Source organism: Gloeobacter kilaueensis JS1 (genome assembly GCF_000484535.1).
Lineage (GTDB): Bacteria > Cyanobacteriota > Cyanobacteriia > Gloeobacterales > Gloeobacteraceae > Gloeobacter > Gloeobacter kilaueensis.
Genome location: NC_022600.1, coordinates 289569 through 311153, shown reverse-complemented (window position 1 = coordinate 311153; position 21585 = coordinate 289569). Strand labels below are relative to the sequence as shown.

The 21585-nt window shown below is 53.2% G+C and carries 17 protein-coding genes; 4 read left to right on the top strand and 13 right to left on the bottom strand.

The window, feature by feature from the left end:
* Positions 1–15: 15 nt before the first annotated feature.
* Genes GKIL_RS01345 through GKIL_RS01335 form a run of 3 tightly spaced genes read right to left on the bottom strand, consistent with a single transcriptional unit; the run spans position 16 to position 3949 of the window.
* Positions 16–999, bottom strand: a complete 984-nt coding sequence (locus GKIL_RS01345) for a nucleotidyltransferase family protein (protein ID WP_023171540.1) — start codon at positions 997–999, stop codon at positions 16–18.
* A gap of 27 nt (positions 1000–1026) precedes the next feature.
* Positions 1027–3045, bottom strand: coding sequence for a hypothetical protein (locus GKIL_RS24040; protein ID WP_023171539.1), 2019 nt, complete (start codon positions 3043–3045; stop codon positions 1027–1029).
* Between the two features lie 7 nt (positions 3046–3052).
* Positions 3053–3949: a phytanoyl-CoA dioxygenase family protein gene (locus GKIL_RS01335; protein WP_023171537.1), complete on the bottom strand. Its 897-nt coding sequence runs from the start codon at positions 3947–3949 to the stop codon at positions 3053–3055.
* Between the two features lie 645 nt (positions 3950–4594).
* Between GKIL_RS01335 and GKIL_RS01330 the strand changes: the two genes are divergently transcribed.
* Positions 4595–6157 carry an IPT/TIG domain-containing protein gene (locus GKIL_RS01330; protein ID WP_187293869.1) on the top strand — a complete coding sequence of 521 codons (1563 nt, stop codon included), beginning with the start codon at positions 4595–4597 and terminating at the stop codon, positions 6155–6157.
* 14 nt (positions 6158–6171) lie between these two features.
* Here GKIL_RS01330 and GKIL_RS01325 read toward each other — a convergent pair whose 3' ends face one another.
* From GKIL_RS01325 to GKIL_RS23180, 9 genes are all read right to left on the bottom strand, one after another.
* The gene (locus tag GKIL_RS01325; protein ID WP_245595891.1) at positions 6172–7272 is read right to left on the bottom strand and encodes a glycosyltransferase; all 1101 of its coding nucleotides are present in this window, start codon (positions 7270–7272) and stop codon (positions 6172–6174) included.
* Positions 7273–8027: 755 nt separating this feature from the next.
* Complete coding sequence (locus tag GKIL_RS01320) at positions 8028–9287, bottom strand: glycosyltransferase family 4 protein (RefSeq protein WP_023171533.1); 1260 nt, start codon at positions 9285–9287, stop codon at positions 8028–8030.
* Between the two features lie 40 nt (positions 9288–9327).
* The gene (locus GKIL_RS01315; protein ID WP_023171532.1) at positions 9328–10581 is read right to left on the bottom strand and encodes a glycosyltransferase; all 1254 of its coding nucleotides are present in this window, start codon (positions 10579–10581) and stop codon (positions 9328–9330) included.
* A gap of 39 nt (positions 10582–10620) precedes the next feature.
* A complete protein-coding gene (locus GKIL_RS01310) occupies positions 10621–11280 on the bottom strand; it encodes a sugar transferase (RefSeq protein ID WP_023171531.1) in 660 nt (219 codons plus the stop codon).
* Positions 11281–11310: 30 nt separating this feature from the next.
* A complete protein-coding gene (locus GKIL_RS01305; RefSeq protein WP_023171530.1) occupies positions 11311–12774 on the bottom strand; it encodes an oligosaccharide flippase family protein in 1464 nt (487 codons plus the stop codon).
* Between the two features lie 27 nt (positions 12775–12801).
* Positions 12802–13857 (bottom strand): glycosyltransferase family 2 protein, encoded by a 1056-nt coding sequence (locus tag GKIL_RS23185; protein WP_023171529.1) that lies wholly within the window; start codon positions 13855–13857, stop codon positions 12802–12804.
* A gap of 26 nt (positions 13858–13883) precedes the next feature.
* A complete protein-coding gene (locus GKIL_RS01295) occupies positions 13884–15200 on the bottom strand; it encodes an O-antigen ligase family protein (RefSeq protein ID WP_023171528.1) in 1317 nt (438 codons plus the stop codon).
* 35 nt (positions 15201–15235) lie between these two features.
* Entirely contained in the window at positions 15236–17248 is a 2013-nt protein-coding gene (locus GKIL_RS01290; protein WP_023171526.1) for a GumC family protein, read from the bottom strand.
* A 39-nt stretch (positions 17249–17287) separates the two neighbouring features.
* Positions 17288–18271 carry a polysaccharide biosynthesis/export family protein gene (locus GKIL_RS23180; protein WP_023171525.1) on the bottom strand — a complete coding sequence of 328 codons (984 nt, stop codon included), beginning with the start codon at positions 18269–18271 and terminating at the stop codon, positions 17288–17290.
* A gap of 1010 nt (positions 18272–19281) precedes the next feature.
* Here GKIL_RS23180 and GKIL_RS01280 point away from each other — a divergent pair.
* The 3 genes from GKIL_RS01280 (at position 19282) to GKIL_RS01270 (ending at position 20786) form a co-directional block, all read left to right on the top strand.
* Entirely contained in the window at positions 19282–19680 is a 399-nt protein-coding gene (locus tag GKIL_RS01280) for a hypothetical protein (RefSeq protein WP_023171524.1), read from the top strand.
* A gap of 63 nt (positions 19681–19743) precedes the next feature.
* A complete protein-coding gene (locus GKIL_RS01275) occupies positions 19744–20223 on the top strand; it encodes a hypothetical protein (protein ID WP_023171523.1) in 480 nt (159 codons plus the stop codon).
* Positions 20224–20231: 8 nt separating this feature from the next.
* A complete protein-coding gene (locus GKIL_RS01270; protein WP_051382578.1) occupies positions 20232–20786 on the top strand; it encodes a tyrosine-type recombinase/integrase in 555 nt (184 codons plus the stop codon).
* Here the strand turns inward: GKIL_RS01270 and pstB are convergent.
* Complete coding sequence (pstB, locus tag GKIL_RS01265; protein ID WP_023171522.1) at positions 20767–21576, bottom strand: phosphate ABC transporter ATP-binding protein PstB; 810 nt, start codon at positions 21574–21576, stop codon at positions 20767–20769. The two genes, GKIL_RS01270 and pstB, sit on opposite strands and share 20 nt — an antisense overlap.
* Positions 21577–21585 lie beyond the last annotated feature (9 nt).

The following is a 21585-nucleotide window of genomic DNA, read 5'->3' as shown; positions in this document are numbered from 1 at the left end:
TTTAGGAATCAAGAATCACAAATTTGGCATGTCGAGAGAGACCTGTTTTCCATCTCCCCAAATCGAGCGGACCAGTTCGCCGGAGAGAATGTGGGCGAATTGTTCCGTTGTCCAGACAACACTATCGCATACAACAGTTCCAGAGCGGATGACGCAAGAGTTGCTCACACAACTATAACCAAGCACCCGTGCTCCAGCCTCAATTACGCAGTTACTGCCAACTAGAGCCTGCTCAGAGACAACTGCCCCTGGCTCAATGAGCGTATTGTTGCCGATTCGCTCCTTCGTGCCCGGATGGGTCAACAACTGCCAGTGGGTATAGAGGTACTGACCCAGAGTGCCGACATCTGACCAGTAGGCGTCGGTGTGCATGGCGTAGACGGGTGCTCCCTTTGCCACCAGCATTGGAAACAGGTCGTTCCCAAAGTCGAAGAAGGCCATCGGCGGTATCCAGTTGAACACCTCGGGTTCTAAGACATAAATTCCCGTGTTTGCCAGACGCGATTGTTCTGTACCACGGGCAGGCTTTTCTTGAAAACGTGTCACCCGTCCGTCTGTCTCTGTCACAACGATGCCAAAACGGCTAGGGTCGCCAACTTCCTTGACGGCCATAGTAGCGACAGCGCCGCTTTCACGATGAAACTTTAGCAAGGCGGTGAGGTCGATGTCTGTCATAACATCCCCCGAGATCACCAAGAAGGTATCGTTTGCCAGAAAGTCCGCCTGCCGTCGCACTCCACCGGCAGTGCCCAGCAATTGCTCCTCCCATGAGTACTGCAGAGAAACATCATAATCGGCACCGTTGCTAAAAAAGGCGCTGATCTTCTCGCCCCGATAATGCAGATTCGCCACGAGCTGATCAAAGCCGTGTTTGTGGCACAGATTCAGAATATGGGCCATCACCGGCTTATTGAGCACAGGCATCAGTGGCTTGGGTAAGGCGTCAGTGAAGGGACGCAGCCGCGTGCCTTTGCCAGCGGCAAGAATGAAGGCTTTCATAGACTTCCTCCTCGTAGATGAATGGGTTTAGGGAGCTGTCTGCAGAATCTGGAAATTTTCGTAGGCAATTTGGACAGCGGCAGCATTCGTACTGTAGGCAATGATCCCAGCTTTACTTCTCGGGTCAAAGTAGCGCCCCACATCTGCGCCGAAGAGGGTGACACTTCCTGGTAGGTTCAGCTGTCCTGAATCTGAACCCGAGGTTGAGATGACCCGGTAAGCTGCAGTCACTGTTGCAGTACTCGGATTGGCCAGCAGGTATAACTGGAGCGTCTTGATAGTTGAAGGACTGGATAGGGTGACTGTACCAAGCGTCGTTGCAACCGCAGCCTTCTCCTGCACGAAGGCAATTCCCACCTTGCCACTGCCCTGGGCGTACGCCACCAGTTTGATGTAGTTGTCCTGGTCTGGCCCAAGAAAGATCCCGCCCTGCTGATAGGGAGTTGTCAGCTGGGTTAGGGGACCAGCAAGAGTACCTGTAGCCGTAAAAGGTGCCGATTGGCCGTTGAAGGCTAGTTGCAAGCCATTCACAAGCGTATTGGTGGTACCGCTAGGGCTACCGCTAGTTGTAGTGATATAGAGTATGCCGCTACCACTTGTTGGATCGAGTCTTAGCAGGCTCGGGTTATAGGAAGGTGTACTGGTAAAGGTGTCGTTCTTGTTGCGCTGAGTGCTGGTAAAACCAGTACCCTGACCATTGGCATCGGCTAACGTCCCCGAAACTGGACCTTGGAAGAACAATTTGACACTCGATGAACCCGGATTCGGACCAGCGGTGAAAGGGTTGAGGGCCGAGTTGGAAGGTTTCGCATTGGCTATCAGGTAAAAGTCATCCTGAAAATCGTAGTTTTTGCCATTGTTACTCGGGGTAGGCAGAGTATTGCCAAGATCCACTGCCCCAATCCAACTGTTCGGAATAATCCGCCCATTTACGTCGCGCAAAGGGAAAAGCCGCCAGTTAATCGGATCGTCAGGAGAGTTGAGAGCAGCGTCGGTATAAGTACCATCGACGACGAGGTTGAAGGCTTTGGTCGGATTTTGACCGACGTTACTCGTAGACGGGACTAGAATAGTCGCACCATTGTCCTTTGTAATGTTTGGCAAAAGCTTCTGGTTTTCACCACCATTTGGGTTGCTACCGCCAGGCAGAGCGTAGAAAAAGCCCGAATTGCCCCCACTGCCTGCTTGAGCGTTGAAGTTGGTATAACCATGGGGAGATGTGCCAGGTGAGCTGTATGCTGCGAGCGGCCACATTAATACGGATTTACTTGTATCCGCTCTAAGCAAATAAGGAGTGTAGATCTGCTCTCCCATCGGGATGCTAGCCGGATTATAATCTTTCTCGTTGCCGATGTACGTACCAAAACCGAAAATCCTCGTTATCTCAGCGATTGATGGCTCATTCACTCCCTGATAGTCTGCAGCGTTTAATCCCGCAAGTTGAACTTTGGCACTCGGGTTTGCAGAATCATCACTCGTGATTGTGAGTGTCGCGTAATTTTCTCCATTAATTGTATGGGTAGGGCTATCATTCGAGCTGACCGTCGCCACCCTTTGAGGGGCAAATGCGATGGATAGGCTGTAGCTCCCACCAGGAGAGAGAACAAGAGGTAGTGCAGGCAGATTAAGCAGCTGGAAAGAACCTGCCTGTTGGTAATTAGTGGAAGTGCCGGAGGGGCCATTGACTGACTCAGCAGAATTACCAGTACTGATGCCAGTAATCGTCAGTGGGGCAGAGCCGTTGTTAGCGATCGTCACAGTTTTCGAGGCAGTGGTTTGCTCATTGGTCGTAGAGAAAACCACCCGTCCAGCCACGATACTTGAATTGGGAGTACTTACTGTTAATGCTCCTGAAGCCTGAGCCATGGCAGGTTGACTGAGTCCGGGAACCAATCCCAAGCTAAGAGCAAGTAACCTTAATCCAAGATTGCGGTGAACACCGATCATCGTCTTGCGCATACTAACCTCCACATCTTCGGCAATGTTGGTACTGAGTAATTGGCGTAGGAGAGATTGCACAGGAAACACTCTCTCCTTGTCGTTCATCTGCTTTTTAAGGCAGTGAAACTCTCAAAGTTTCTGGCACGAGGTTGTTGCTCATTTCCACTTCCCTCAACCACATGGAGAAGGGTTTACCATCCCAATAAGCTTTGGGGATAAAGTGAAGAATCAAAGCCCATCTCGGATTTTCATTCAGCCCTCCCCGATGAACAATAAGCTGGTTCGTCAATGTCATTGTACCAGCATTGCCAAGATTGGGAAGACTCTGCTCGTCGTTATAAAATAGTAACATATCTCCAAACATGTCCGAGCGGTTCAATTTTTCGCCGCGCCAATTCAGGGTGCGCCAGCGCACGTAGAACAGGTTGATAAGTTTGCGCAGGATGTGGCGATGCGACCCAGGAATGACAGTGTATGGTCCGTCTTTAGTGCTCCCAACATCGGTAAGATAGATAAACGCTTTATACCCAGGTTCTGTTCCATCGGTGTGTAATCGGCGCTTCGTTTTTGTATCAGGCTGATCGAGCTGAATAATTGCTCCAAGCGGATGAATAGCCTCACCTGTGCGCTCTTCCAGTATCTTCTGGACAGTCGTCAGCAACTGTGAAATCCGGCTATCTAGCTTTTGGGCATTAATGATTTGCACCATTCCCTTATTAACGTCTTTGATTTCTGATCGGTAATGCACGAAACATTTGCTGGAATCATTTGCTAAGTTTTCGTAGAATTGAGCAGGGACGATGTAGCTATAGCCGTGCAGGTACTTCTGAGCGAGTGCAATATATTCGCTACAGGTGTCTTGAGGGAGGAATTCATGAACAACCTCAAATCCGTTACTGGTCAGGCAGTTTTTGGGCTGTGATCGAATTTCGCTAGCTGTAACAAATACTTCGCGAATGATTCGAAGATACCTACTGCTAACATTCACCATTCTTGCAACGCTTTTCATGGTCGGCCTGTCTCTTTCAGATTATGGGGGAAATACATGAAATCTTGACTCTCAATCTGCAAAGCCGCGAACTAACCGGATTGTTCTCCGAAACAATAATTACCACATTTATAGGAATTTTGGCAAAGGAATCCAGGAATGTGGTAGCTTCCTCGTAGAAGTGTCCTTTCCATCCCTAACAAATTATGTAACCCTCATCCCCCGCTGCACCTTCCTGTAAAATTCAAGCCTTTGTCTAATTTCCATTGCGATTCCCCCTGGAAATTTTATGGACGATTAAGCAAGCCAATGGGGATTGCTGCTGTCGTAGCATTCTTCCTTATTATGTTGACTCATCGCTTGCGAATTTATGCTTACTCCTGCCGTCCAAAGGTGTCTAACATAAGCAACTCTCTTCACCGCAAATCAGTTGTGTGAAGAAAGTTACTTTCGCATTGGGGGCTTAATCTCCTCATTTGCTTAAAGCTCCTGCGCGCATCGCCAGGGCAAATTTTGCAATGCGCACACGATTGCATCCACCCACATTCACGTTAGAGGTCATTTATGTCTGCGCTTCATCAAGTTTCTGTATGTGCTGCTGCTTTGCTCGCTTTGAATGCAACGGCTGCCTCCATCCAGACTTTCTCCTTCGTAGCGTTTCCCTCTGTGGCTCTCGCACAAGCTGCCACGGTCAGCAGCTTCTCACCCACCAGCGGGATGCCCGGCACCAAGGTTGTGATCAAGGGCTCCGGTTTTTACACCGGCACTAGTTCTGTCAAATTTGGCAACGGCTACGCTACCTACTCCGTCGATTCTGACAGCCAGATTACTGCTACTTTGCCTAATAACGCTACTACCGGTAAGATCGTTGTCAACGTCAATGGTTCTTTGACCAGCAGCAGCGGCAGCTTCAACGTTCCTATCTACATCAGTAGCTTTTCACCCAGCAGCGGTTGGCCTGGCACCAAGATTGTGATCAAGGGCGCAGGCTTTTACAACGCTGTAAGCTCCATCAAGTTCGGCGACGGCTATGCTACTTACTCCGTCGATTCCGACAGCCAGATTACCGCCACCCTTCCCAGCGATGCCTCGACTGGCAGCATCATAGCTAAAAGCAGTGTAGGCAAGGCTTACAGTTCGACGCCTTTTAGCGTCGGTGGTTCGACACCATCGATTACGAGTGTTTCACCCACCAGCGGCCCTCCCGGTACCCAACTCATCGTCACAGGCTCCAACCTCAACGGTGCCAGTTCCGTCAAAGTCGGCAACACCTACCTCACCTACGCCATCAACTCCACCAACCAGATCACAGCCACCACACCCACCGGCAACTTCAGTGGACCCGTCACTGTCAAAACCAGCACCGGCACCGCCACCAGCAGTTCCTCCTTCAGCAGTGCCCCTGCCAGCATCAGCAGTTTCTCACCCACTAACGGCACCATCTACACCCAGGTCGTCATCAAAGGCACTAACCTCATCAACGTTACCAGCGTTGCCTTTCAAGGAGCAGACGGCAACCCGGCCTATGGCGAGTACACCTGGGACTCCTCCAGCCAGGTGACAGCAACTGTTCCTACTACCGCCAGAAGTGGACCTATCACCCTCTCAATGGGCGATAGCCAGGTGAGCACCAGCCAGAACTTTACCCTGCCGGACGCCGGGGTACCAGCGGATGTGCCGAGCGGTTCGGCTTATGTCGATAGCCCGACATCTGCCCCGTCCGGCTGGACGTCTGCGACCTACTGGGGCCAGTCGATCGTCGATACCAACCAGCCGAGCAGTCCAGGCAGTGTGGAGATCGACTACATGGAGCTGTGGTGCGTCGTGAGCGGCAAGAATACCTTGATGCAGCACGACGAGGGAACAATGGCAGGTGGTCTTTACGTGCGCGACCCCTGGTACGGCAACAACGACGCCCACGACCCGATGCCCTGGAGCTACAACGCCGCCAACAACTCGACGACATTTACACCGACCACGGCAGCGGACAAAGTCTGGCATTTTTATGGAACGGCCTATCCGCGTCCATCCTTTGCGGCGAACACGGTGAGCAGTTGCTCGGTGAAGGGCCGCTTGAAGATTACCGGTCCGGTGCTGGTGCAGATTGGCGCAGACTACTGGATCAACTCGACTGCCTCCTACGGAGGACTGGATGTGAACAACCACCAGATGGGAGTGAGCAACTGGTACTTTGCTTCTCCAGACTGGCAGGATGTCTCCTTCCCTTGAACTCACCAAAAACCTCAATCGGTCTCCCGCTTCTTGAAGCGGGAATTTTTTCGGCTAATTGTCTGGACGATAACATCCCGGTATACGAGCGCGAGTCGATCCCAGCTAAAGCGTTCTGCGCTTCGAACGGCTTTGTCCTTCCATTCACTGCTCAGTATCCGTCTCAAGCATTCGGCGTAGGCATCGCTATCGGTTACATCGCAGAGAAGGCCGCCTTCACCGACGATTTGTCGTCGCGATGAATCGTCGGTTGCGACGATCCCAAGACCACTGGCCAGTGCCTCCAGTTGAGAGAGCGCACAAGGTTCGTCGATCGAAGGGAGAGTAAAGGCATGACAGGCTCTATAGACTGCGGGCATCTGCTCGAAGGGGAAAGTACAGATGCGATAGCGCCCGGCTCCTATCTTCTCGCTCGCAAGTTGTTCGTAATACGTCCGATCAGGGCCGTCGCCGCAGATGAGCAGGCTGGCCTCAGGTACTTTTGCCATCGCTTCGATAGCCAGATGCAGACGTTTATGGCCATCGCGCCGTAGAGAGGCCACGCACAGTACGACTGGGCCAGACAGGTCCAGTTCAACCCGCTCTCCTTCCGGCGAAAAACGTCTTGTGTCCACCCCGTTATGAATGACGCTGACAGCCTGCTCGGGCCGCCTGCTGCGGGCAAAACGTGCCATCTCGTCGTAGAACACCACGAGCTGATCCGGCTGAAAGGCGAGGTTGCGGGCGAGAATGCGACCATCATGGAGAAGGCCGCAGTGTTCGGTGTAAAGCATGGGAGTGCCCACGAGAGCCCGAACTGTCCACGCCACCGCCAGACCGCCTACGCCATCGTTCGGAAAAATCAGGTCCGCTGGTTGTTTGAGCAGATGCAATAAACAGGGAAAATAATTGGTAAGGTGTTCCCACCAGATTTCAGGAATATCGGTAAAGCGTTGCCAGAGCGGAACGAGCAAGGGATGGCGAAAAGCGCTCCAGGCACGTGTGCGCGGAACACCGCCACTGCGGGTGCTCCAGGCACCACAGGGGCCACCGCTTAGAAGCTCGACCTCGAAGTACTCAGATAACCGCCTGGCCATCTCAATACTGAAGGTCTCAGAGCCGCCGCTCCAGTTCACACCCGCACTTGGATGGATAAGCACTACCCGGTAAGGACGCGTTCGGCCCTCAGCAGCCAGCAGTTGAGAAGAAAGCATATAGATTGAGCTGCCTCAAAAATTCTGAGGAAAAGTAAGAGTTTGCCAGCTTGGGGGCGAGGTCGCAAAGAGCCACTGACTGCGGCCTGCTTCATGGTTGTTGACCTCATGGCCTGCCCACCGCGCCTGGGGATCGCGCCAAAAATCGACTCCAAATTGAGCAAGCGCCGGCCCACTTAGCCGTAGTCGAGCCTCTAGGCCGCAGTTGCTGACTTGACCTGCGGGCAGTTGTAGGCGTTTGCCAGGGGACCAGAAATGCCAGATGCGATCGGGACGATCGCTGGGATGGAAGGATATAGAGCCCTGATTGCTTGCCGTTTGCGGGAGCATTGGCATCGGCTCGTGATAATCGTTGTTGCCAAACCAGGGAGAGCGGAGGTACAGCCCTCCACCCAATGCACTCTTTGTCTCGCTGAGCTGCGTGCGTCTGCCATCGACGGTGCAGTATAGCCGCACGTAGTCAATTTCGACGGTGCTAGTCGCATTTTGTCTAGTATCTTGCAAAGCAATACCCCACCAGGTAATTGCACTCCAACCAGATGGGGGAGACATGTCCTGGACATAACCGCGACGATGGGCAGAGGAGACATCTGGAGGAAAAGGGTCGGTTGCAACCTGGGCCGAGCAAACACTACCGAAAATTCCCAGGCCCAGAAGCAAGCCAACGAGCAATCGCCTCACTCTGCCACTCCTCTCTCACCAACAACAGTGGTCTTGCGAAGGTCGAGCGCGGCCACTCTTTGGGAACTTTCTAAACTGGCCGCTGCAGTCCGCGGACCCTCGGCAGGAGAATGGGTCCAGGGCACCGGTTTGGACCAGGCATTGAGCAGCGTCCAGTAAACCTTGAGCAAATCGGCGGTGATCTTATCCCAACTGTGGTGCTCCTGGACGTAAGCGCTGGCCCGCACGGCCATGCGCGCCAGCATCTCTTGATTGTCGATTGCCCAACCGAGGCGCTCAATCAAGTTTTCAAGATCGCCTGTCCGAAACAGCAAGCCACGCTCCCTGGCCAGTAATTCCTGATGGGGCGGGATGTCGCTGGCCAGCACCGGCACATTTTCCTGCATCGCTTCGAGCATCGCCAGAGGTTGCCCCTCAACCTTGGAGGGCAACACGAATAGACCTGCGTTGCGCAGCACTTCGCCTAGCTCGACCCCCTGTAGACGGCCTGTGAAGACCACAGCCGGATCCGCAGCGGCAAGCTGGGTCAACTCCTGGCTGTAGCGATCGGTATCGCTGCTGCCGCCAACGATGGCGAGCTTCCAACCGGCGGGGGCCAGAGAACGAAAGGCGCGAATGAGAAGATCAGGGCACTTCTCCGGAACCAGCCGACCCAGGAAAATAACGTAACGTCCTGGCTCAAGGCCGTGTGAGTGAACGAAATGGCCCTTGGAGTCGGACGGAGGAAAACTGCCTGGTCCATTAGGAATATATATAGTTTCACGTCCGTACTGTTGCTTGTAATACGAGCGCAGATCCTCGGAGCAGACGACCAGCCCATCGCTGTAGTTCACAGCCGCAAGTTCTCCGAGCTTCAACATTCTGCTGGAAAAAGCTCCCCATTTTGCCCGTTGCCAATCGAGACCCTGTACAGAGACGACGACGCGCCTAGAGCGAAAACTCGGCAGCCACGACAGCAGAGCCGGTCCCAGAGCATGGAAATGCACGATGTCATACTGGCTCAAGCTAGCTGAAAGCGCTCCAAGGGTAGAGCTAAAGAGGGCATCCAGACCCTTGAATGGGATGCTGGCCTGCGAAAAGACCCTCACACCTTCAAAGTAGTGATGCCCCCAGGGAGAGTCTGTATAAGAAATGCGACCGAATAGATCTACTGAATGCCCCAGACGGACCATGCGCGGATAGATCTCTTCGCAGAATTTCTCGATTCCTCCCTGGGTTGCTGGAAGTCCCTTAACACCAATAACAGCAATCCTCATAATTCAGGTTTCCCCTAAAAGAGTTGACAACGTTTCAGAATCAACGAGCCTGCCCAATCAGGCTCCCTTCCCAGCACGCCCACATGTCAGCGAAAACTGATTGCACCACGCTCTCAGCTTCGTAAGGACGGGCAACTTCCGTACAAGCGCTGGAAGGGTACGCTTCCGGAGAAGAGATAACACGCATCAAAGCCGCAGCAACCGCCTCTGCAGTTCTCTCGGTAGTCAGTTCACCACTGGCTGGGCTCAAGAAGTTTGGTGTCTCACCCGTGCGTGTGCTCACAACGGGTGTGCCGGAAGCAAGGGCTTCGAGTACCGCAAGTGGTAAACCTTCGTAGGCGCTGGTGAGGACGAAGACACTCGCCAGACGATAGAGCGCTGCGAGTTCCGGCTGATTGACTTTACCTAAAAGGGTGACCTGCCCCTGTAGGTTGAGTTTGACGATCTCTTCTTGCAATTCTTGCTGAAGTTCACCCTCACCGGCGATCAGCAAATGCACCTTTAACTCGGGCGGCAAGATGGCGAAAGCCTGTACAAGCAACAGGGGGTCTTTTTGAGGATGCAGCCGCCCGGCAAACAGTACAAAGCGGGTTTGCTCTGCAAGGTTGAGGCGGGTGCTAAGTAGCCGCCTTTGCTGCTCACGCTCCTGTAAGCTAGGACAATAGAAGACAGTTTTGTCAACAGTATTTCTGTAGTACTGTACGCGGGCTGCTAGGCGGGGATAGAGTTGTTGATATAGATGAACAGCTGCGTTGTTGCAGGCATAGATGTGGTTGAACTGGCCAACTAAAGCACGTTCAAACAGATAGTATGCACCTGGCCACTGCTGCCACAACATGGCGTTGCGGTGGTTGGTTTGCATCTGTTGGCGGATATCATTGTGAATGAAGAGCGTCTTTACTCCTGGCCAGTGCCGGGTCAGAGCTGCTGGCTCGATTCGATGGAAATGTAGAAAATCGGAACTGTAATCACGTCCCAATAGGGCGGCAGTGTAGCGAACACTGTGAGGAATGCGACTACGGCTGCGGAAATTAACGTTTCTTTCGTCGAGGTTGAATAGGGAGAGGAAGTGAATCTGCCGCCCTTCTAGTTCACGTTCTTGCCAGGTGTGCACAGGTGTAGAACCTTGCTCGCCTACACCTACCAATCGGATATCAAACGTTGGTGGCGCATACTTTACAAAGGTCCGAATGACAGTCTGGATACCGCCGATGCTGTTGCCCCAGGGATTGAACTGATAAAAAATTGTCAGTACGGGCGACTTGCGTGTCGCCTTCCGAGCAATTACCTGCATTGTGCCTCTCTTTAGCTGAAGCTAAATGACCGCGTAAGCTTAATAAGCCCCCTCACTGGCAAGCACGACAAGAACCGTGCGCAGGAGAATATAGAGATCAAGCCACAATGACCAGCGGTCTACATACTCCAGGTCCAGCTGAAGCATCTGGTCAAAATTCAACTCACTGCGGCCCCGGATTTGCCACAGACCGGTCATCCCAGGAAGTACGGACTGGCGGCAGGCCAGCTTGCGTTGCTCGACAAGCCCGCGAGCGCGCTCACAATCTCGCTCCTGTAGCGGTCGAGGGCCAACCAGGCTCATCTCGCCAAGAAGAACATTGATCAGTTGAGGCAACTCATCGATGCTGGTCCGACGCAGGAATTCGCCAATGCGGGTGACGCGTGGGTCATTTTTCATCTTAAAGAGAATGCCCCCCTCCGACTCATTCAGCGCTTCGAGACGAACGAGTTGGTTTTCGGCATCCACCACCATCGTCCTGAACTTTAAAACCTGAAAGTGCTGTCCATTCAAGCCCATGCGCTTCTGGCGGAAGAAGATTGGCCCCGGTGAATCCGTACGGATCAGTATTGCAATCACGACAAATGCAGGAGCAAGCAGTATCAATCCAAATAGTGAACCGACAAGGTCCACCAGACGTTTACTGACTATTTGAAGCTGAAGGCTACGAGCTTCAACTTTTGGTGTAGTGGTGTCCATAGGTTCTAACCTTTAGTCAAAGAATAGGAACTAGTGACGTTGACTGGACAACAAGAATTTTGCAGGATTCAACGAGGAGAAACGCGAAAGTAAAACGGCGACAAACAGCAGATAAAGCACGCTAAATAGTGTGGCAGCAGCAACTATCTGCAGGGACAAGCACTCGGTTAAAAACAAAGCAGTAGCGGCAGCGGCTGTCGGAAAAAGCACAGGCTTAGCCAGCAGCCAGAGTGACCATTGAGAAACACGGCCAACAGCGTACCAGAACCAGATCGCTGCAACGATTCCCAGCACCAGAGCGACAGCGACAGCGACACCCGTCGTCCCTCCCAGCCAGGCTCCAAGAATGAATGCCGGAATGGTCAACGGCACCAGTGCCCAGTTGATCAGAGCGTTGATACCTGGTTTTCCAAAGGCATTGAGGGCGGTTCCAAGAATCGACATGAGCCCCCGCACATAGGCAAAACCCAGAACCAGCTGAAAGAGAATCACAGCATGTACCCAATCTGGACCGTAAAGAAATGGGATGAGCCAGGGAGCCAGCACGAAGCCAAGAGCACAAACTGGAGCCGCAATCAGAGAGTATTTTTCTAGGGCACCAGTTAGATAAGGTTGTCTCTCAGCAGGCAACATTGCCGACAGCGCCGAGAAATGAACGCGATTAACTTTTCCGACCACGAAGACGGGTACCATCGCCAACTGATAAGCGACGTTGTAATAGCCGAGTGCCTGCGAGCCTAACACGCGTCCGATAACAGCATTGTCGCCGTTGGTATTCAACTGCACGGCAAGGTTGATGCTCAAGATACCAGCGATAAAACTGCGCACCTCCCGAATCGCTTCGTGGTTAATTTTTGGAGAATAGTGGAAATGATAACCACTGAAGGCCCGTCGAGAGATTGCATCGGTAGCGTTAGCAGCAATCTCACCAGCTAAAAATGCCCATACCCCGCCACCACAGAGACCACAGAGCCCCGCTCCTAACAGTCGCGCAACTCCAGCAAGCGTATCGCAAATACCAATCTCCTTAAAACGCATCTGTTGCAACAACACAGAGTCGTGGCTGCCAGCACCAGCGCCGAGCAGGAAGATCGTTCCATGTAAAGCCGTTAGCAGCCACAGATGTGGCTCGTGGAAGAACAATGACAGTGGATAACCGGCAAGCGCCTGCAGCAGAAACAGCCCTATGGAAACATTGATCCCGAGGCTATAGACCGCATCTACCAAGGACTTGTCTTTGAGTCCCCTTTGCACCAGCACTGCTGCAATCGCATTGTCGCGAAACAGCATTGAGAAGCTGGAAAAGACAAGAACCATCGCCCACAGTCCGAAATCGCTGGGCACCAGCAGCCGCGACAAGAGAATCTGGGTGATCAGTTGGGAGCCCTTGGTTAAGGCAAAAGCACCAATCAACCAGAGGCTGCCGAGGGCAAGATGATCGTGAAGGGGTAATAGTTGGGCTACAGAGATCAACCATCTACGAAGAGCAATCACACAACTGTGCTCACAAATTATCGGTATTCAAGAGTGTGAGGAAGGAGTACCATCAATCGCATCATACTGTCTGGCTGCAAGTCTGGAGCGCAAATACCGACGCAGTCCAAGACGTATAACATCTTTTCCATTTCGAGGTGAAGCCGCACAAATTCCCCGTCGCAACAATCTCTCCAAAGCATCCCTTGGTTGAACGTTGCAGTCAATCGCCTCTTGTAAGGTTAAGACAATCATCTTCCAAAGAGGATACGGTTGATTGAGCTGTAACGCTTGTAGTGAGAGATAGTCTCCGTCGTTCTCAAGGTCAAAACGCTCACCAAAACCGTGCTTCTCGGCTTCCGCGTTAATAATTTCACCTATTGCACGGCAGCCTTGAACAGGATAGCTATAGTCGTCTGTATATGCTCGTCTATTCTTACCATGCACGCGGTAAAACATTAGAGCCTCATTGATATAACCAACTTGGCCATAAAACGGCACGGTAGCCACCATGTAGCAGTCTGCGCCATTATTGTACGGTTGGCCAGCAACTATAACACTTCGATCAGGAATAGGACTAATTTTTTCAAGGGCGAAACGGCGATATGATAAGCCAGAAGTAATGGCACAGGGATAACGTCCCCACTTCAAAAGCATTCTGCGGACATCACCCTGTACAAAACTCTTTGTTCCACTACCAGTAATCCTATTTTCTGAATCAACGGACGTCCAGGCATGGGAAACTTGAACCCATTCAGGGTGAACGCGAAAAGCGTGTACAGTTTTTTGTAATTTTTGGATATGGAAATAATCGTCCGAATCAAGAAAACAGATGATTTCCCCTTTGCTCTGCCGCAAGCCGATGTTAAAGACTGCACCTTGCCCAGAATTACGTTCGAGACCGATAAATTGCAGTTTGTCTCGATAGGAAGTAATTACCTCTGCAGAATTATCAGTGGAGGCATCATCGATCACAATCAGCTCAAAATTTTGATAGGTTTGCCCTAAAACACTCTCGATCGCTTGGCCGATATATTTGCCATAGTTATAATTGCAAAGAATGACACTAACGAGCGGCTGCAAAGTTTGCTCTGTATCTTGCATTATTGTTCCTATCACAGTATCCCCCTCTATATCCTGTCTTGCGTAGACATGTCTCTGGCAGCGCTTATCATGACAAACAGCAGGATTATGGACATGCGGGAAATTTCAAAGGCAACGACCGTTGACATACCTGTAAACATCAAAATGGACAGTACCGCACAATCTGGGCGGTCAAAACGCGTCTGCCACAGCCATCCTGTAAACAAAGTCCAGAAGGCAACGAACAAGATGGTTCCCACGATTCCGCTGCAGTAAAACAGGGAGCCAAGAATAAAGCTATGGCTACCGATTTGGGCTGGAGCGTATCCAGGCAGGACTGTTCGCCCTGGAACGCCATGACCAAACAGTGGGGATTCACCTAGCCGCTCAATTGTTCTCTGGTAGATAAGTTGGCGCACCTCTGTAGATCTGCGTCTGAAATTTCCGGTCGATTGAACAGTTCCACTGAAGGAGTCAACAATAGTTTCAGTAATCGGTGGGATTGATAATACAGAAAAGCTGATGATCGCTACTAGACCCCATAGCGTTGCTAAACCACCTAACTTGCTAACACTAAAGAAGTAGCGGATTGCAACTACGACAACTAGTCCGACAAGTGCCGAGCGAGTCCCTGTAAGCAGCAGCAAAAACAAGCTTGAGGAGCCCAGCAGCAATAGCCAGGATCCACCGCCACTTAAAGCCAGCAGGCACACGCAAGCTAGAGCCTGCCCGGCAAATTCCGGATGTCCAATAAACGCCGTGAACCGTCCCCTACCTAAAAAGTTGCTGCCATTTGCTGAATCAAGCAGACGAAGGTAATTGCTCGAGCCTGCTCCTTCAACATAACGCTCGCCTTTGTCAAGTAGATAGCCAGTAAGTGAACGTACGATAGGTACCGTTTCTTCACCCAACACAAATTGACCAAATGCCCAGACAAGCAGCATCTCGGAGATCAAAATAGCCATCGCCCAGAGGACGACCTTGAGGCGAACACGGATACCATTGCTCTGAATATACCAGAGCAACAACGCTCCACCGCCCCACTGCAAAAGTGGGGACAGAATGCTGTGACCAGTGATTTTGTCTCCCTGAACATTGGCGTTGATCACGACATATGCGGCAAAGGCTAGAAACGCCAAGATCTCAGGGCGTGGAGGACCCAGACGAATGCGTCCGTATCGCCAGAGTTCGCAACCAGCAACTCCGAGAAGTAGAGGCAGATAGATGTAGTCTAAGCCTATGAACCACCAGACGGGCAGAAGGACGATGAGCACACTGACTGTCTTCTCGGCAAAGCTCAGACTTCGCCAGGTTGATAGGAATGTACCAACTCTCCCCCTGCTGATATCCAGTGATTGTTCCATTGGCTTACCTTGCTTAAAGGGTCATTAGACCCGGGTCAAACTGATTGAGACGACCGACCATAGCGATAGGCGTAGGCATCCTTGGGTGACTCGCTGGAGTTAATCACAATGTTGATGTTGGCACCACAGCGCTTCAGGGTTTCAAGGCTGCTGTTGACCATATCACGGTCACTCGTACCAGGCCGTACGACAAAAAGGACGTTGCGAATTTCAGCGGCGATGAGCTTGGTCTCAGCCACCAACTGCTCTGGAGCAGTATCGATAAGAATATAGTCGTGGCCGTTTTCTTGCTTGAGCCTGTCGAGATGGCGGGTGAAATTGCCCTTGACGATATGTTCGCCAATGCTCGCGTCACCGTCAGGCTGTCCTGCTGGCAGGAAGTTGAGCGAGGGAGCCAGTGCGACTGGCTCGTTGCCCTGGTTCACCTGAAGCAAGCGACCGAGGCCCGCCTGACGGAAATCTGCATCTACGACCAAAACTCGAAAGCCAAGCGAACGCAGTGCTCGTGCTAGACCAAGGGTTACGGTGGTTTTTCCTTCGCCAAAGGTAGAGCTGGTAATCATCAGGCGCTGGCCTTCAAGAGGCATCAAGCTCACAATTGAGGCGAGCTGCAAAAACTCCTCAGCTGTAGCGATAAGTTCGTTGTCTTTGAACTTCGGCAGACGAGCCAGCACCGGTAGACCAGTGACCTCGATATCGCGCTTCGCAAGCAATGGATTGCGCCGCTCGAGCAGAAGCGCCAGGGCAACGCTACCGGCAATCATCGCCAGAAGTGCGCCCAGAACAATCAAGAAGAGCCTTGGACTGGGCTTGGGATCGACAGCGGGTGGATCGAGAACCTGAACATTTGGGTAGGTGTCAAAGGCGTTGATCTTTGCCTGCTGCACTTGGGCGAGCATAGCCTTGTAGACGCCCTCCGCTATTCCATAGCGTCGATTCAGTTCGAGCAATTTGCTCTGCTGAGGTGCCATTGTCCGCAACTGACTGTCGATACTATCAATTTTTTCAGTGATCTGATTTGCCTGACTGTTCTGAGCAAGACCCTCCGAGCGCGCCTGAATGAGCTGCAAGATCAAATCGATGCGGGAGTCGCGATAAGTATTGCCTCCCAGGGTCGTGTCAACTTTTTCGCTATCCGGTACGAGCTTGCTTAGCTGAAGCTTGATTTTGGACAGCAATTCTTCGCGCTGGAGCAGCAGAGATTGAATACGCTGGTTCTTTTCTGTGTAGATGCCGCGCGCCTGCGCGAGTTGAGTCTCGATGTCGGTGAGCTTCTGGCGCAAAGATTGGTACTCCTTGTCCTCACCCACTCTCAAGGCCGAGGTGGCACGTCGCAAGTCCATGCCGACCGCCTGCTCAAGGCTTCTGGATCGATCTTCTGCGGCTTTTGCTTGAGCCTGGGCCAGGGTTGCAGAGGAGCGCAAAGTATTGAGTGTCTCGACGAGTCCCCGCGTTTGCTCATCGACATTGACAAGCCCCGTGGTCTGCTGATAGCTAGCGAGTTCACTTTGCGTCTGTTGCAGCGTCCGCTTTGCCCGCTCCAACTCTTCATGGCTGAATTGATCTCGGCGTCTGGCATCGTCGAGACGTAGCTCGTTGAGACGCCGCTGGTAGGACTGCAGGAGCGCATTTGCTCTATTTTTGGCTATCTCAGGGCTTGAGCCTTTCACCTGCACCTGAACAATCGTCGATTGGTCTTCGATTTTGCTTTTGAAGAGCTTGGTATAGTCTTCTAAGCGCGGAAACTTCTCTTGCTTTTCGGGATCTTTTAGCCAAACCCGACGCAGCACACTATCGCTTAGTAAGATATTGGACTGGATTGTCGTCGGGCTCAGTTCGGTTGAGAATGTCAGACCCTGCTGCTGAAGATTGCCCAGAGGACCAAGGCTGGCACTGAGGTTGCTGCTTGTATCCGGGAGGATCAGCTGGGTTGTGGCCGTCCAGCTTTTTGGAAAAAACAGCGCGATACCGATCGCCGTCGTCAAAATCGCGCCGTTTAGGATCAGCAGGGGACGTAGATGTCTGCGCGCTATAGCAAGGGTACTCATACGCAAAAGCCTCGTTCTAGATAGGCAAATAAGCAGGTGCTAGCGGAACAACCATACGAGAGGATTGAGGATCGGTTGCAAAAACTGCAGGAAGCCGGAAGCATTCGCAGATGGACCCGCCTGAACAACGACTCGATCGTATTGGACCAGTTTAGGGTCGTTGCTACCATCTATGACCTGACCGATTGGAATTTCCTGACTCATACGTTTTTCAGTAACCGGATCGGTGCGGATGAGCGACACTACGCGATCTCCCTTCAAGAAGTTTCCACCTGCCCCTCCAGCGGCGCTCAGAGCACCGGAGACCGTCGTTCCCGGCTTGAGCTGAAGCGGGCCGTTGGTGCTGGGAACATCCTGGCCAGATACGTAAACAGTGATTGTGGTCGGGGCCAGTTGGCTGGGGGTATTGTTCGTGGTGTAGTGCCCAGGACCAAGACTAGTGACGATAATCTTGTCGCTGTTGATAACCGGCATGTCCTGCCCAACTGCAAGACGGGTACGTTTGCCATCGCGCTCAAGTTCGATACCAGCAAGATCAGCGTCCGGCCTGACACCACCAGCAGCCTGAATGGCATTGTAGACCGTACGAGAGGCACCACCGGCGCTTGCACCAAGATTTCCACTTCCTGTACCTGTACTGAGTGTTACCAATCCGGGTCGGTAAACAGCGCCACTTACATCGACATTGACCGGACTTACCGATACCAGGCGGACTGTAACATCCGGCACCCGCAGGTAAGCGCTCAGACGCTTTGTCAGCTCCTCCTGCAAATCTGCCTCTTCGCGCCCGGCAGCCGGAACGCGGCCCAACTGCGGCACAAAGATGTTGCCATCGGTGCCGACGAGGTAGCCCGCAGCATCGGAGCTGAATTCATCGCCATTAACGACGTTGACTGCTACCCGGTCATAAGCGCTAAGGGTGGAAGCAATACCTGGTACGGCTAGCGCGGTACACAAAAGGCTACCGGCCATACCCAGGCGGAGCGTGCGTCGAAGAATGGACAGTGGTTTTGAAGATGCCATAGCGGACCTCGAAAAAAAATACGGGCTGGACCTGCTACCTGGAGGCGAGCAGGCGTCAGCCAGAGCAGGAACCTGAGCGTTATCGCACAAAAGCTCCTCCCAGAAACCGGTCGAGTGCACTCAAAGGTGTCTTCTCGATCGATCTCAGCTTCATCGCCTATTTGCAGAGAACCAAGGCCCCCCAGGGCTCAACTGCGTTGGAAGAATGTCAGTTGCAGAGTGGCTCGCTTCCCTGGCCCCTGCGCCTAAAAAACATGACGTTGTGTAAATAAGCTAACGAGTGAACCAGCCACATTCAGTATCACAGATAACATTTTTGCACAAAGCAGCCATTCTTTACAAGTACGAATCCAGTGCTACATCGCCGCGATTTACGGCAGCTAGCAAACTGAAGAACTGGGATCAGTCCTCAGCACTACTTTCGCACATAGGTATCTGCTGGTTTTAGAATCTGGGCACTCAAGCTCGATCGTCTCATCCTCAAAGAAGGTTCTCTAGCTCATCTTCATTCGCGATTCGGCATCAAGGAACACAAGAGCAAAAAGGTAGACAGGGAACCTACACAACCGCTAATTATGTCAGACAAGCTACTGAGCAGTAGGTACATGCGCCCTAGACTAATCTGACGAACCCCAGGCGCTGATCTGTCTTCGGAGATATTTATTTTGGGACAGCTCGCGGCGGCTCGAACGCCTCTGCCGTCAGCCAAAAGCAGAGCAACGGGCGATTTCTCTACCGAAAGAGAGATGACAGGCAGGAGGGGCTGTCGTCCTTCATCAATATATGGGAGTCCTCAAGAAAGTACGAGCAGCTACGTTTACAATCAGGTTCAGTGCGTTTACAATCAGGGTCGGTGCAGATGCATCATTTCACTGATTTTTGTCTCTATCTCTAAGCTAATCGGTCATATTTCTTTTACCTATCGTAGTTTGCGTTAAACCCCCTTTCTGATAGCCACTGCTTTGGTGTTCATTGAATTGCATTCCTAGGGTATGGCCAGAGGTGATTCTATGTCTGGTAAGCGCAGCAAGCGAGGAAAGGTTCAGCGCTTCGACTGTCCTCACTGCGACTCTCGTCTATGGCGGCTGGGTAGCGAGAAGCACCGCCTGTTCTACACGCAGTTGACAGATATGGTCCAGAGCACCGGCATGCACCGCAAACAGGCAGCGGCGCTGATGAGTCGGGGTGACTACGTCGATAGCACCGCCTGGATTGAGGAGTTTTTCTGCGGCGAGCACGGCAAGATGTGGATGCTGGTTCGCCAGGACGGCGCGGGTTGTTTGAGAGCCAGTCTGCCCTCCGAGCAGGACTGGCAGCGCACCACCGGTACGGTGCATCCCCACTTACCCAATCCCTCGGTCAGCGAGTTCACCTACCGCATGAGCCGTGGAGTAGGACTGGCGCGTTAAAGCCAGCTTATCTAGAGGTGCTAGACTCGACCTGTTCGCACCCGACCCGCAGCGAGGCGACCTGTGAGCCACATTCAGCAACTGTCTGAGATCAACGGCCTGGACTACGTCGTGGTAGGCGTTGCCCTTTGCTACCAGAAAAATGCCGACGGCAAAACCGATCCGGTGCGCATTGCCGAACCGATCCCCGCTACGGCTCTTGAGGCGATGGGGCGGGGCATCCGGACATCCTTTGAGAAGATCTACGCTGCGACCCTGGGCGAGGTGCTGGACGGCGAACATCCGCTCCTCCCTGCAGATATCTTTGGCAGTGACAGCTACGCCTGCCGCGATTTTGCCACACGCGTCAAGGCTGCCACCCGCACCTACAAGGCCAAGCCCCATCTGCGGCTGGTGCCGTCCGGTACGGTCTGCAGCGCTGAAGAAGGTGCCTTCAAGCTCCAGTACGATCCCGCCTTCCGTCGTATCCTGGGGGCTGAGCGCACGGTGAGCGACAGCGACAATATCAAGCAGCACTCCCATACCCACAAGGTTCTGACCTAGCTGGGACAGTGGCTGTGCTGCCTGAGAAGTTGCAACCGGAGCAGATTGCCCAGGTGCTCGCCGGACTGCCGGGGGATCGCATCGGTCTACGAGATCGGGCAGTGGTGCTGGCCTGTTACGCCGGCGGTCTGCAACTGGCGGAGGTAGCCGGTAGCCGCCTGGGAGATCTCGATTTTGCCGCTGCCCTCTGGCGGGTCGGTGCGCGGACGATCCCCCTCGATGCGCCCTTTTATAGAGCCTTGAGCAACTACGTGCGCCTTGCTCGCCCCGCGTTGCTGGGGAAGTGCCGCTGGGACACACTTTTTCTCTCGCAGCGGGGAAGCCCCCTCAGTACCCGTGCCCTACAGGAGCGGTTGGGCCACTACGGCCTCTCGCCCCAGCTGCTGCGCAACAGTTACATAGCCCACCTGCTCGCTGGCGGCGCAGACGCTCAGATCGTGCAGGTGCTCGTGGGCCACCGCAGTGCGGCTGCGGCGCTAAACCACCGGCCCCTGGCACCCCAGGGTCTGCGCCGCATTTGTGAGCTGGCCCATCCGCGTGCCCCTAGCCAAAGCGACCGGTGATGTAATCTTCGGTGCGCTTGTCCTTGGGTGAGAAGAAAATATCGCGGGTCGGCCCGGCTTCGACCAGCTGGCCGATACGGCTCTCGTCGGTATTAAAAAACAGGGTGTACTGCGAACAGCGACCAGCCTGCTGCATGTTGTGGGTGACGATGATGATCGTGAGCTGCTCGCGCAGCGACTCGATCAATTCTTCGATGCGCAGGGTGGCGATCGGGTCGAGGGCCGAGCAGGGCTCGTCCATCAACAGCACGTCGGGGTTGACTGCCAGCGAGCGGGCAATACACAGCCGCTGCTGCTGGCCGCCGGAGAGGCCCAGGGCCGATTTTTTGAGGTTGTCCTTGACTTCGTTCCAGAGGGCGGCCTTTTTGAGACTCGATTCAACGATTTCAGCGAGGTTGCCCTTCATTCCGAAGACGCGGGGCCCGTAGGCAATGTTGTCGAAGATCGACATCGGAAAGGGGTTGGGCCGCTGGAAGACCATGCCGACCCGGCGGCGCAGCCTGGTGAGGTTGACGACCGGATCGTAGATATTCTGACCGAATAGCTCGATCTGGCCGTCGATGCGCACCTTGGTCTCCGCTTCGGCGATGCGGTTGAGCGACTTGAGAAACGTAGATTTGCCGCAGCCGGAAGGGCCGATGATCGCCGTCACCGCCCTGGAAGCGAGATCGACGTTGATGTTGTCGAGAGCCTTTTTAACGCCCCCGTAGAAGAAGGCCATGTTGCGGACTTTGTAGGCGATACCGACTCTGGTGCCGGTAGGATCTGCTTGCAGTTGGTCGCTGTTCATAAACACTGA